Below are 12,560 nucleotides of genomic sequence, written 5' to 3'. Positions count from 1 at the left end.
GGTTCAGGCCCAGGAGTCGGTGAGCAGCTCGGAGACCCAGGCCGGGACGAGTACGCCGGCGGGGCCGAGGCGGGACTCGTCGAACAGGTGGCTCCCCTCGCTGGGCAGCAGGTTGAGCTCGAGGGTGCGAGCGCCGTAGGTGGCTGCGTTCTGCACGAAACCGGCCGCGGGGTAGACCGCGCCGGAGGTGCCGATCGAGACGAACAGGTCGCAGCGCTGGAGCGCCTCGACGATGCTGTCCATCGCATAGGGGATCTCACCGAACCAGACGATGTCGGGGCGCAGCTCGGCGCTCCCGCAGCGCGGGCACGGCGGGTGGTCGCTGAGGTCCCCGTCCCACCGCGAGCGGCCGCGGCAACCGACGCACAGCGCGGAGAGCAGCTCGCCGTGCATGTGCACGACCCGCTGGGATCCGGCGCGCTCGTGCAGGTCGTCGACGTTCTGGGTGACCACCAGCAGGTCGTCCCCGAGCGCCTCCTCCAGGCGGACCAGCGCGAGGTGCGCGGGGTTCGGCTCGACGCCGGCGAGGGCCGCGCGGCGCGCGTCGTAGAAGCGCTGCACCACCGCGGGCTGGTACTCGAAGGCCTCCGGGGTGGCGACGTCCTCGGCCCGGTGGCCCTCCCACAGCCCGTCGGAGTCGCGGAACGTCGGGACCCCGCTCTCCGCGGAGATCCCGGCTCCGGTCAGCACGACCACCCTCACGACACGTCCTCCTCAGGCCTGCGATGCACGGTGATGACGTACCCACCGTCGTCGTAGGCCTCACCGTCCCACGTCGCGTAGCGCGCGACCGGCTCCAGGCCGGCCGCCGCGAGCGCGGCGTCGTGGTCGGCGAGCGGGGTCGGCGCGCACCCGGCCGGCAAGTGGGCGGAATCGAGGCCGAAGCCGCACACGACCAGACCCCCGGGGACCGTGTGTGCAGCGAGCCGCTCCGCCACCGCACCCAGCGTGCCCGGCTCGAGCAGCGGGATGATGTTGCCGGCCAGCAGCACCAGGTCGAAGCGCTCCCCGAGGTCCATCGTGGCCAGGTCGGCCTGGCGCCAGTCCAGCGTCGGCGCCGCCGCGCGGGCCTGCTCGAGCATCGCGGGGTCGACGTCGGCGCCCACCACCGCATAATCCAGCTCGGCGAGCCGCTCGGTGATCCGGCCGGTCCCGCAGCCGGCGTCCAGCACCCGCGCCGGCGGGTCGAGCAGCCGCTGCACGAACGCCGCCTCCCCGTGGATGTCCTCGCCCTGCGCCGCGAGAGTGCGGAACCGCTCGGCGTACGCCGCGGCGTACTCCTCGCCGTTGTTGGCGCGCGCGATGCGCTCCCAGCGGGTGGTCATGGGCTCCTCGAGGTGGTGTCGGTGGTGGCGTCGACCCAGTAGTACCAGGGGGCGCGCAGCGGCACGGTGCCGACGCGAACCCGCGCGCCCGCTCACCGCCTCGGCGTGGCACCCTGGTCAGCGTGCGGCGGGTGACGATCAGCGACACGGCGCTCTTCGCCGCCTTCGACCCCGGCAGCATCGCCCGCGGTCGTCAGTACGCCGCGACGCGGCGAGTGCTCTCCGCCGAGGCGGGCCCGAGCGGCCGCGAGGCGGTGGAGATCCGCGGGTCCGTCGCCGGCACCAGGAACGCTCCCTACCGGGTCCGGATCCGGATCGACGAGGGCGCCATCGACGCCCGGTGCGAGTGCCCGGTCGGTCACCAGTGCAAGCACGCCGTCGCGGTCCTGCTGGCGATCCGGGCCGCGGAGTCGATGCGCCCGGTGGCCGCGCCGCCGGCGTGGCAGCGCAGCCTGGACCAGGTGCTCGAGCCGCTGGAGCAGGGCGCGGCGGCCCCGCCCGCGCGCAAGAAGCTGGCGCTGCAGTTCGAGATCCCGGTGCCGACCCGGCGGCGCTACCGCGGCCACGCCGAGGCCGCTCAACGTCTGTGGCTGCGGCCGATGCGCCAGGGGGCGCGGGACAACTGGATCAAGACCGGGATCTCCTGGGCGCACGCCGCGACTCCTCAGTACGACGACGCCCACGACCTCGACCAGCTCGCGGTGCTGAGCCGGTTCGTCCAGGCGGTCCCCGGAGCGGCGCCGCGCGATGTCCTCGACCTCACCGAGATCGGCCCACAGCTGCCGACGCTGCTGCAGCAGGCGCAGGAGGCCGGGATCGCGCTGATCGGCGGCGAACGGGTCGCCACCGTCGAGGTCGCCGACCCGGTCGATGCGGTCCTCGACGTCGTGGAGCACCAGGACGGGGCGCGCCTGCGGCTGGGGGTCTGGCGCGGCGAGGTGTTCGTCTCCGGCGAGGGCCTGCTGCTCCTGGGGAGGCAGCCGCACTCGGTCGCGCTGGTCGCGCCCACCCGGAAGGGCTCCACCGCCCTCCACCCGCGGCTGCACCTCGTCCTCGCCCCGTTGCAGCAGCGGCTGCCCGAGGCGTTGCTGCAGGTGCACCGCAGCGGCGGCAGCCTCGAGGTGCCGGCCGCCGATCGCGCGGCCTTCGAGAGCGACTACCTGCCCCGCCTGCGCCAGCACCTGTCGGTCGTCTCCTCCGACGGGTCGATCCCGCTCGCCGAGGAGGTGCCGCCCCGGCTCCAGGTGGTCGTGGAGTGGGAGGGACTCCTCGCCCAGGTGTCGTGGCGCTGGCGCTACGCCGACGCCCACTTCCCGCTCGACAGCACGCAGCGGGACCCCGCCGTACGACGTCCGGCCGCGGAGCGCGCCCTGCTCGAGGCGGCCGGCGAGTGGCCCCACCTGCAACCGCGCGTCACGGTGACCGGTCCGGCGGCGGTCGACTTCGTCGCCGATGACCTGCCGCGCCTCCTGGCCCACGACGGCATCGAGGTGGTGGAGACCGGGCAGCGCCCCCACTTCCGCGCCGCGGTGGCCGCGCCGACGATCGAGTTCGTCACCGATGAGGACGACGCCGACGGCCCCACCGACTGGTTGGACCTGCGGGTGGTGATCGACGTCGAGGGCGAACAGGTGCCACTCACCGACCTGTTGGGTGCGTTGACCACCGGGCAGTCCCGGATGGTGCTGCCGAGTGGGCTCCACCTGGCCACCGACCGCCCGGAGTTCCGGCGCCTCGCCGAGCTGGTCGCGGCAGCGGCCGAGATCCGCGCCGCGCGGCCGGACCGGTTGCGGGTCGACCAGGGCGACCTGGGCTTCTGGGCCGAGCTGGCCGAGCTGGGCGTCGTGGACGCCCAGGCGGCCCGCTGGGTGGAGGCGGCGCAGGCGCTGATCGGCCACGAGACGCTGCCCGAGGTCGAGGTGGCGGGGCTGGTGAGCACGCCGCGGCCCTACCAGCACGACGGGATCCGCTGGCTGGTCCAGCTGTGGCAGCTGGGGCTCGGCGGGATCCTCGCCGACGACATGGGGCTGGGCAAGACCCTGCAGACCTTGGCGATGATCAGCCACGCCCGCGCCCACGGCGCCGCGCCGTTCCTGGTCATCGCCCCGACCAGCGTGATGACGGCGTGGGCCTCGGAGGCGGCGCGGCACACCCCGGGTCTGACCGTGCGGGTCGTGGACGCCTCGGCCGCGCGGCGTACGGAGTCCCTCGAGGAGGTCGCGGCCGGCGCCGACGTGGTCGTCACCTCCTACACGCTGTTCCGCCTCGAGGCCGACGCGTACTCCGCCCTGGAGTGGGGCGGGCTGGTGCTCGACGAGGCCCAGGCGATCAAGAACCACCGGAGCAAGACCTACCAAGCGGTCCGCCGCCTCGAGACGCCCTTCCGGCTGGTGGTGACCGGTACTCCGTTCGAGAACCGGCTGATGGAGCTGTGGTCGCTGCTGTCGGTGGCGGCGCCAGGCCTCTACCCCTGGCCGACGAAGTTCCTCGAGCAGGTCGCCAGGCCCGTCGAGAAGCACGGCGACCCCGCGGCTCTGGCGCGGTTCCGGGCGCGGATCCGGCCCTTCGTCCTGCGCCGGACCAAGGACCTGGTCGCCTCGGACCTGCCGGCCAAGCAGGAGCAGGTGGTGGAGGTGAGCCTGGGGGCGGCGCACCAGCGGCTGTACGACACCTGGCTCCAGCGCGAGCGGCAGTCGATCCTCGGTCTGGTCGACGACTTCGACTCCAACCGGGTGGCGATCTTCAGTGCCCTGACCCGGCTGCGCCAGCTGAGCCTCGATCCTGCCCTCGTGGACGAGGCCCACGAGACGTTGGGCTCGGCGAAGCTGGACGTCCTGGCCGAGCACCTGGTCGAGCTGGCTGCGGAGGGACACCGCGCCCTGGTCTTCAGCCAGTTCACCAGCTTCCTCAAGCGGGCCCGCACGCGGCTGGAGGCGGAGGGGTTGACCGTGCGCTACCTCGACGGCGCCACCCGCCAGCGCGCTGCCGAGATCGAGGCGTTCAAGTCCGGTGACGGGGACGCGTTCCTGATCAGCCTCAAGGCCGGCGGGGTGGGCCTGACCCTCACCGAGGCCGACTACGTCTTCGTCCTCGATCCGTGGTGGAACCCGGCGGCGGAGAACCAGGCCGTCGACCGGGCGCACCGGATCGGCCAGGACCGGCCGGTGATGGTCTACCGGCTGGTCTCCGCGCGCACGATCGAGGAGAAGGTGGTCGCGCTGAAGCAGCGCAAGGCCGACCTCTTCGCCTCGGTGTTCAGCGGCGAAGGGGCCCAGGGCCTCGGCATCGACGCCGACGACGTGCGCGGCCTGTTCTCCTGACCTGGCGGGACGCCCCCCCGGGTCCCCCGAGCGGATGAACTCGAGTCGTTCCGAGCCCACCGAGTGCCGGCGGCCCCCGCTCGCGGCAGCATAGGATCCCCCGCGTGTACGACGACCCGGTCGCTTGCTGGGCCCGCTCCGGAGCGATGGCCCTCAGCGGCCGGCCGGACGGGCCACCACTGGTGGCGCCCGGCGCTCCGGCCTCTTACGCCGCGCGCCGGCTGGCCGCCTTCGCAGCCGCGGCAGCCGCACGGCGCGGGGCCTTCGACCTCGCGGCGCACGGTCTCGACACCGGCGTCCTCGGTGAGCGTGCCGCGATCGCGGGACTCACCCGCCAGGGGCCGCGGTCGTGCGGGGGCGCCTTCCGCACGATGCCGACCACCGACGGTTGGCTGGGGCTGTCGCTCCCCCGCCCCGACGACATCGAGATGGTCCCCGCCCTGATCGAGGCGGTCGTCGACGCCGACCCGTGGCAGGCGGTGGCGGACTGGGCCGCGGACCACCCGACCGGCGACGCCGTGGCCCGCGCCCACCTGCTCGGGCTTGCCGCTGCGGCATGGCCGCCGGCACCCTCCCGCCGCCCGGGCGTGGTGCTCACCGAGGGTGCCACCCGGCAGCCCCGGGAGCGTCCGCTCGTCGTCGACCTCACCTCGCTGTGGGCCGGCCCGCTGTGCGCACACCTGCTCGGGCTCGCCGGGTGTCGTGTGGTCAAGGTGGAGAGCACCGGGCGCCTCGACGGGGCGCGCTTCGGACCGGCCGGCTTCTACGACCTCCTCCATGCCGCGCACGAGTCGGTGACCCTCGACTTCGCCGACCCCAGCGACGTACACCGCCTGCGTGAGCTGATCGGTCGGGCCGACCTCGTGCTCGAGGCCTCGCGGCCCCGCGCGCTGCAGAGTCTCGGAATCCTCGCCGAGGACCACGTCGCCGCCGGCACCACCTGGGTCTCGATCACCGCTCGCGGCCGCGCCTCGGACACGATCGGCTTCGGCGACGACGTCGCGCTTGCGGCAGGTCTCGCGGTGCCGGACGGGACCGGGCTGCTGCCGGTCGGAGACGCGCTGGCCGATCCGCTCGCCGGTCTCGCGGCCGCGGCCGCGGCCGCCGAGGCCCTGCTCCCACGCACGGCGCGACTGGTCGACGTCTCGATGCTGCACGTCGCCGAGGAGGCTGCCGCCCGTCCCGCGCACGAGGCGACGGTCATCCGGCGCGACGGGGAGTGGTGGGTCGAGACGGCGAGCGGCCTGCACCCGGTCGAACCGCCGCGGGCCCGTCGCCCGTCCGGCACAGCCGCGCAACCGGGGGCCGACAACCCACGGTGGTGGCGTTGAGGCTGCACCTGCGCGACGTCGAGGTCGGTGGCCGGCGCTGCGACGTGGCGATCGTGGATCCCGAGGTCGTGCTGCTCGACGGCGAGTACGTCGCGTCGTCCTCCACGACGGACGAGCTGGTGGTCGACGGCGCGGGTGGCGCACTGCTCCCCGGGCTGCACGACCACCACCTCCACCTGCTGGCGATGGCGGCACCGTCGGTCGACTGCGGCGTCGCCGCCGACGCCGAGGAGCTCGGCGCCCTGCTGCGCACCGCCGAGGATGGGTGGGTCCGGGCCCGCGGCTATCACGAGTCCATCGCCGGCCACCTCGACCGAGATGTCCTCGACCGCCTCCTCCCCGACCGCCCGGTCCGTGTCCAGCACCGCAGCGGCGCGCTCTGGGTCCTCAACTCCGCAGCCCTCGCGCAGGTCGCCGAGGCGCTCGACGACTCCGCCGACGTCGAGCGCGACGACGCCGGCCGGCCCACGGGTCGTCTCTGGCGCTACGACGTCCGCCTGCGCGCCGCGCTCCCCGCGACCGAGCCCGACCTCGCCGCGGTCGGCGACCGGCTGCTCCGGCTCGGCATCACCGGCGTCACCGATGCGACCCCCGAGCTCGACCGCTCCGCGCTCGAACTGCTGACCGGCGCCCGGCGGAGCGGCGCGCTGCCGCAGCGCCTCACCCTGCTCGGCGCACCGGACAGGTGGTCGGCGCCGGACGGGACCACAGGTGTGGCGTCCGGGCCGGCGAAGCTGCTGCTGCGCGACCACGACCTGCCGCTCGTGGAGACGGTCGCCGCCTGGATCGAGGCCCGCCACCGCAACCGGCGTCCGGTCGCCGTGCACTCGGTCTCGACGGATGCTCTCGCCCTGGTCCTCGCGGCGCTCGAGCAGGTCGGCACCATGGCGGGCGACCGCCTCGAGCACGGCGGCGTCGTCGTACCCGGGTTGCGTCCCGACCTCGCCCGCCTCGGCCTGCGGGTGGTGACCAACCCCGGCTTCGTGGAAGCGCGCGGGGACCAGTACCTCGTCGATGTCGAGCCCGGCGAGCAGCCGTTCCTCTACCCGTACGCCTCGCTGCTCGAGGCCGGGATCCCGGTGTGCCCGGCCAGCGACGCGCCCTTCGGCGACCCTGACCCGTGGCGGGTGATCCGCGCCGCCGCCGCTCGCCGGACCACGACAGGCAGGCCCGTCTCACCGGAGGAGGCCGTGCCGACACTCACCGCCCTCGCGGGGTACCTCTCCCCTCCTGCGGACCCCGGGCACAGGCCGCGCCGGCTGAGCCTCGGCGTAGCGGGCGATGTCTGCCTGCTCCGGATTCCGCTGCAATTCGCCAGCGAACGACCCGCTGCCGACCTGGTGCGACTCGTCGCGACGGGGGGGCGGATCGCCGCGATCGGGACGTAGTGTCCTTTCATTACCCAGTGCAGGAATTCAGCGCGGAGGTCTGGGGCAAATAGAGGACAATCAGCCAATCAGTATAGATTGTTCGCAACAATGGAACGCGGGGGCGCCCAGGCGTCGCTCAATGAGAGGAAGCCCATGGTGTCGGTCAGCACGGACCGGGTGCGAGTACCCAAGACCGCAGAGGTCGTCGCCCACACCTTGCGCACGCAGATCGTCCGGGGCGAGATCGCCGAAGGCGAGCCCCTGCCCAGCGAGAGCGCCCTCATGGAGCGCTTCGGCATCTCGCGGCCCTCGCTGCGCGAGGCCTTCCGCATCCTCGAGTCCGAGCGGCTGATCGAGGTCCGCCGCGGCTCCCGCGGCGGCGCCCGGGCGATCCGGCCCGACATCGGGGTCGCCGCCCGCTACCTCGGGGTGATCATGCAGTTCGACCAGGTCGAGCTGAAGGAGGTCTTCGTCGCCCGCGCCTACTTCGAGCCGCTCGGCTTCCGCCTGCTCGCCCAGGCGCCGAACCGCGCTGAGGCCGCTGCTGAGCTGCGCACCATCCTCGAGGAGCGCTTCGATGCCGAGCACCTGGCGGAGGCCTACGTCAGCTTCTTCACCGCGCTCTTCGCCCGCGCCGGCAACCGCCCGCTCGAGCTGCTGTACGGCGCCCTCACCGAGGTGGTCGGCCGTGAGCTCGCCGACGCCATCACTGACAGCACCGACAGCGCCGCGTCCACCGCGCGCAAGGTCCTCGGCAAGGCGCTCTCCCTGGCCGAGAAGGGCGACGGCGCCGCGGCCTCGGAGTTCTGGACCAAGCAGATGCTCCAGGTCGTCGACTCCGTCGGCGAGCACCACGCCGGCAAGACGATGGTCGAAGCCACCGACGGCTACTGAGCCTGGAGCACACCGTCACGAGGGCCGGCCGTCGCCCAGACGACGGCCGGCCTGACGTGTCAGCTGGCCACGCTGTCGGGGACCGGTTCGGTGGCCCGCACCGGGCGCCAGGTCGCGGCCAGCAGCAGCAAGGTCGCGACCACGCCGACGCCGAGGGAGACCGCGATCCCCTGCCACTCGACGACCTCGATCCCGGCGGCATGGTCGACCGAGATCTCCCCCGGCCCGACCGCGCCCAGCAGCACGGCGACCACGCCGACCAGCAGGACGTACTCGTAGCCCTCCTTGAAGATGAAGAAGCCGTTGCGCCAGTGGTGGAGCAGGCCGGCGACCAGCATCACGCTGACGACCGCGGCCGCCGCCAGCGAGGTGAGCGCGCCGAGGATCAGCAGCACGCCGGCACCTATCTCGGTCACGACGCTCGCCCAGGCCTGGAGCACGCCGTGGCGCAGGCCGAGGCTCTCGAACCACCCCGCCGTGCCGGCGATCTTGCCGCCGCCGAGCCAGTGGTTCAGGCCGTGGGCGATCATGATCGCCCCGAGGGCGATCCGGACGACGAGCAGAGTGAGATCGACTGCCTCCACGAGGCGTGCCTCCTTGTGACGGGGGTGACGGGGTGACGGGGTGACGGGGTGACGGGGTGACGGGGTGATGGGGACGGACGTTGACGGGCCCGGTCAGAGGTCGAGCTCTGCGCCATCCTTGCGCCGGGTGACTGGCTCCGCGAGCCCTTGCTCGTCGCAGGCCACCTGCACCGCGGCGATGGTCTCCTCGAGACCGGGGCCGAGGCGCTTGCCCGGGGTGAAGGTCGCAGGCAGATGCTTCATGCCGTTGATGACGCCGGTGGTGTCGTAGTGGACAGCCCCAGCCGGGTCGCACACGAAGTCCGGCATCCGGTCGAGCACATGGCGCACCATCGTCTTGAACGCCGCGCGCGCGACGTTGGAGCCGATGCACCGGTGGATGCCGAGGCCGAAGCTCGCGTGGCGGTTGCCCGAGCGGTCCAGGCGGACGCGGTGCGGCTCGTCGAACACCTTCTCGTCGCGGTTGGCCATCGCCCAGGAGAGCCAGAGCCGCTCACCCTCGCGCAGCTGCACGCCGTGGATCTCGACGTCCTGGGAGATCGTGCGTCCGTCGCCCTGCGCTGGCGTGTAGAACCGCAGGAACTCCTCGGTGGCGCTGTCGAGCAGGGTCTCGCGCTCGCGACTGAGGCGGTCGCGCTCCTCGGGATGCTGCGACAGCCACTCCAGCGAGTGGGCCGTGAGGGCAGTGGTGGTGTCGAAGCCGCCACCGATGAGCAGCATGACCGCACCGATGAGGTCCATGTCGTCGGGCTGGTGGCCGTTGATGTCGGCACGGATGAGCGCGTCGGCGAGCCCCGGCTTCCGGGTCTGCTTGATCTCCGCGATGCTCTCGAACGCACGGACCCCCATCTTCATCGCCATGTCCATGACGCGGGCGTGGTCCGGGTCATCGGGCGAGGTGTAGACGCTGGCATGGGCAGGCTCGCAGTAGACCACCCAGTCCTTGAGCGGGAAGCCCAGGATCGCCATCGTGAACACGGCCGGCACGATGTTGGCCAGGTCGTCGACGAAATCGATCTGCCCGGACTCGATCTTCTCGTCGACGCAGGCACGGGTCAGCTCATCGAGGACCGGCTGCCAGCGCTGGACGGCTGCGGGAGACAGGTACGGGTTCAGCGCCTGGCGGTAGTGCCGCTGCTCCGGGGGATCCATCTCCAAGAAGCCGCCGATCGTGGTGCGCCCCTCCGGCGGCGGACCCGGGATGTTGATGCCCTTGTAGCCCCGGCGCTGCTGATGGATGTCGGCGTCGTTGGACAGCACGTCGGCGCGACGCGCCGTGTCCATCAGCTCCTGGTTCCCACTGACGTACCAGTAGCCGTCGTGGGTGTCGTTCCACGCGATCGGGCACCTGGCGTGCAGCTCGTCGGTGTTCTTCTCGAAGTCAGTCCGGTACGTCGAGGCGTGCCGGTTCATGGTGATGCGGAGGCGTTCCTTCTGCTCCTCCGCACCACCCGCCCCGCTCACCGGACAGGCACTGGGCTCGGTCTCGTTGATCGCCATCTGTTAGCTCCGTTCGTTCGTCGCCATGTCAGTCGAAGAGGCCGACGGCCTGCTCGGGCAGGAGCGGACCGCTCGATGCGCGCGTTCCGCGCACGGCGCGTGGCCCTGGTGCAGCGGCGGTCGCTGTGACGCTAGTCACTCATTCATCAACCCGTCAACGCTTCCGGCCCGGAACGCGTCGAGCTTCTTGCATGCATCACACGGTGCAGGAATCGCTGACCCCTCGCGGCGCCGCCCCGGACCGGCCGCGCGCTACTGCACCGACAGCGGAACGTCTGCGAGGGCAGGGGCGTCGTGCGACTGAGGACCGAGGGAGCTCGCCCCACCGGGCGCCCCGAGCTCGGCGAAGAAGGAGGCGTTGATCGCGGTGTAGTCGGCCCACCTCTCCGGAAGGTCGTCCTGGAAGAAGATGGCCTCCACCGGACAAACCGGCTCGCAGGCGCCGCAGTCGACGCACTCCTCGGGCTGGATGTAGGCCATCCGCGGCCCCTCGTAGATGCAGTCGACCGGACACTCGTCCACGCATGCGCGGTCGCGGAGGTCGACACAAGGTTGGGCGATCACGTACGTCATGAGCGAGGACTGTACCGGCATCAAGGGTATATAACTGGATCAGTCATATAATTAGTCTGCGATTGACGATGCGGACCCGACACCGCAGGTGAGCCCATGCAGCACGAGCAGGTCCCGGAGGCGGTCACGGCGCCCGACGAGCGGCTCGACCCGGGCGGGCAGACGGCCCCGACGCCCTCCCCCACCCACCGCGAGCTGCTCGTCGCCGTCTCCGGGGTGATGCTCGCGATGTTCGTGGCCCTGATCTCGGGCACCGTGGTCATCAATGCCCTGCCCCGCATCGTCCCCGACCTGGGCGGGAGCCAGACGGCGTACACCTGGGTGGTAGTGGCCAACATGCTGACCATCACCGCGACGACGCCGCTGTGGGGCAAGCTCGCCGACCAGCTCAACATCGAACACCTCATCCGCGCGGCGCTGCTCGTCTACGTCGTCGGCAACCTCATCGGCATGCTGGCCCAGGACATCCCCACGATGATCACCGCCCGAGCCATCCAGGGCGTCGGCATCGGCGGACTGGTGGCGCTGTCAGCCGCCGTGATCGCGCGTCTCGTCCCACCGCGCGAGCGCGGCCGGTTCACCGGCTACCAGAACATGTGCTGGGCGACCGGCACGATCGCGGGGCCCGTCGTCGGCGGCATCATCGCGGACTCCCCGCTCGGCTGGCGCGGTTGTTTCCTCATCGGGCTGCCCTTCGCCGCCGCCTCGATGGCGCTGATGTCGCGCACCCTACGGATCCCCCACCAGAGCCGACCGGTCAAGGTCGACCTGCTCGGTGGCCTGCTCGTCGTCGCGGGCATCAGCCTGCTGCTGGCCCTGCTCTCCCTGGGTGGTTCTCGTTTCCCGTGGGCATCATCGACGACCGTGGCCCTGGCACTGGCCGCCGCCGCCGTGATCGCGGCCGTGGTGTTCGTCGAGTTGAAGGTCGCGACCGAGCCGATCATCCGTTTCGGGCTGTTCCGGGGACGCACCGTCGCCCTCGCGACGGCGACCGCCGCACTGGTGGGCATGGCCATGCTGGCCGCGACCGTCTACCTCGGCGAGTACTACCAGTACAGCCGCGGGCTCGACCCGATGGACGCCGGGCTGCTCACCGCTCCGATGGTCGCTGCCCTCGCGGCGACCGGCGTCATCAACGGTCGGATCGTCTCCGCGACCGCGCGGTGGAAGCCGATGTGCCTCTTCGGCTGCGCCGTCGTGGCGCTCGGGGTGGCGATGATCGGTTCGGTCGACCACGCCACTCCTGTCCCCTTCGTCGCGCTGTCGAGCGCCGTCCTCGGCATCGGTCTCGGCGCGAGCACGGCGAATCTCATGGTGGCCGTCCAGACGATCGTCGATCCCGACGAGGTGGGCTCCGCGAGCTCACTGGTGACCTTCGCCCAATCGCTGGGCGGCACCGTCTCGATCGCGATCCTCGGCACCTACTTGGGCAGCCGGGTCGCCAGCGAGACACCCGAGATCGGCCACTCGCTCCCCGACCCGGCGACGCTCCCGGACGCCCTGCGCGCGACCTACCAGCAGGTCGTCGGCGACACCATCGGCGATCTCTTCCTCTTCATGACGCCGATCGCGGCGCTCGCCGTCGTGCTCGCGCTGCTGATCCCCGGCACCCGGCTCCGGTCGACGCATTGACCGGGCACCGGCGCCTACTTCCATGAGACGC

Annotated in this window: 10 protein-coding genes; 5 read left to right on the top strand and 5 right to left on the bottom strand. The window is 72.3% G+C overall.

The annotated features are described in order from the left end of the window. Positions 1-3 precede the first annotated feature (3 nt). Both GFH29_RS01185 and GFH29_RS01180 read right to left on the bottom strand, forming a co-directional pair. Positions 4-702, bottom strand: coding sequence for an NAD-dependent deacylase (locus tag GFH29_RS01185; RefSeq protein ID WP_153321673.1), 699 nt, complete (start codon positions 700-702; stop codon positions 4-6). Continuing rightward, on the bottom strand, positions 699-1,325 hold the full coding sequence (locus tag GFH29_RS01180) for a class I SAM-dependent methyltransferase (protein WP_153321672.1): 627 nt from the start codon (positions 1,323-1,325) through the stop codon (positions 699-701). The genes GFH29_RS01185 and GFH29_RS01180 overlap by 4 nt, the downstream gene beginning before the upstream one ends. Positions 1,326-1,456: 131 nt before the next feature. Between GFH29_RS01180 and GFH29_RS01175 the strand changes: the two genes are divergently transcribed. The 4 genes from GFH29_RS01175 to GFH29_RS01160 all read left to right on the top strand — a co-directional run bounded on the left by GFH29_RS01175 (position 1,457) and on the right by GFH29_RS01160 (position 8,240). Continuing rightward, a complete protein-coding gene (locus tag GFH29_RS01175) occupies positions 1,457-4,645 on the top strand; it encodes a DEAD/DEAH box helicase (RefSeq protein WP_153321671.1) in 3,189 nt (1,062 codons plus the stop codon). Between the two features lie 104 nt (positions 4,646-4,749). After that, a complete protein-coding gene (locus tag GFH29_RS01170; RefSeq protein WP_228387684.1) occupies positions 4,750-5,976 on the top strand; it encodes a CoA transferase in 1,227 nt (408 codons plus the stop codon). Continuing rightward, the gene (locus GFH29_RS01165) at positions 5,973-7,364 is read left to right on the top strand and encodes an amidohydrolase family protein (protein ID WP_153321670.1); all 1,392 of its coding nucleotides are present in this window, start codon (positions 5,973-5,975) and stop codon (positions 7,362-7,364) included. Before GFH29_RS01170 ends, GFH29_RS01165 begins: the two co-directional genes overlap by 4 nt. 138 nt (positions 7,365-7,502) lie before the next feature. After that, complete coding sequence (locus tag GFH29_RS01160) at positions 7,503-8,240, top strand: FadR/GntR family transcriptional regulator (protein ID WP_194289078.1); 738 nt, start codon at positions 7,503-7,505, stop codon at positions 8,238-8,240. Positions 8,241-8,299: 59 nt separating this feature from the next. Here the strand turns inward: GFH29_RS01160 and GFH29_RS01155 are convergent, their stop codons facing one another. From GFH29_RS01155 to fdxA, 3 genes are all read right to left on the bottom strand, one after another. Further along, on the bottom strand, positions 8,300-8,824 hold the full coding sequence (locus GFH29_RS01155; RefSeq protein WP_153321668.1) for a DoxX family protein: 525 nt from the start codon (positions 8,822-8,824) through the stop codon (positions 8,300-8,302). A 93-nt stretch (positions 8,825-8,917) separates the two neighbouring features. Continuing rightward, a complete protein-coding gene (locus GFH29_RS01150) occupies positions 8,918-10,324 on the bottom strand; it encodes a cytochrome P450 (RefSeq protein ID WP_153321667.1) in 1,407 nt (468 codons plus the stop codon). Between the two features lie 252 nt (positions 10,325-10,576). Beyond that, positions 10,577-10,897 carry a ferredoxin gene (fdxA, locus tag GFH29_RS01145; protein WP_153321666.1) on the bottom strand — a complete coding sequence of 107 codons (321 nt, stop codon included), beginning with the start codon at positions 10,895-10,897 and terminating at the stop codon, positions 10,577-10,579. A gap of 96 nt (positions 10,898-10,993) precedes the next feature. Here fdxA and GFH29_RS01140 point away from each other — a divergent pair, with 96 nt between their 5' ends. Next, the gene (locus GFH29_RS01140; protein ID WP_153321665.1) at positions 10,994-12,529 is read left to right on the top strand and encodes an MFS transporter; all 1,536 of its coding nucleotides are present in this window, start codon (positions 10,994-10,996) and stop codon (positions 12,527-12,529) included. Positions 12,530-12,560 lie beyond the last annotated feature (31 nt).

It is taken from the genome of Nocardioides sp. dk884 (assembly GCF_009557055.1).
GTDB lineage: Bacteria > Actinomycetota > Actinomycetes > Propionibacteriales > Nocardioidaceae > Nocardioides.
This window is presented reverse-complemented; position numbering and strand designations above follow the sequence as displayed.

Bases quoted from the DNA above. Each gene is read 5' to 3' on its own strand.
- GFH29_RS01180 (WP_153321672.1), bottom strand. From the start codon at position 1,325: ATGACCACCCGCTGGGAGCGCATCGCGCGCGCCAACAACGGCGAGGAG.
- GFH29_RS01150 (WP_153321667.1), bottom strand. From the start codon at position 10,324: ATGGCGATCAACGAGACCGAGCCCAGTGCCTGTCCGGTGAGCGGGGCG.
- fdxA (WP_153321666.1), bottom strand. From the start codon at position 10,897: ATGACGTACGTGATCGCCCAACCTTGTGTCGACCTCCGCGACCGCGCA.
- GFH29_RS01140 (WP_153321665.1), top strand. From the start codon at position 10,994: ATGCAGCACGAGCAGGTCCCGGAGGCGGTCACGGCGCCCGACGAGCGG.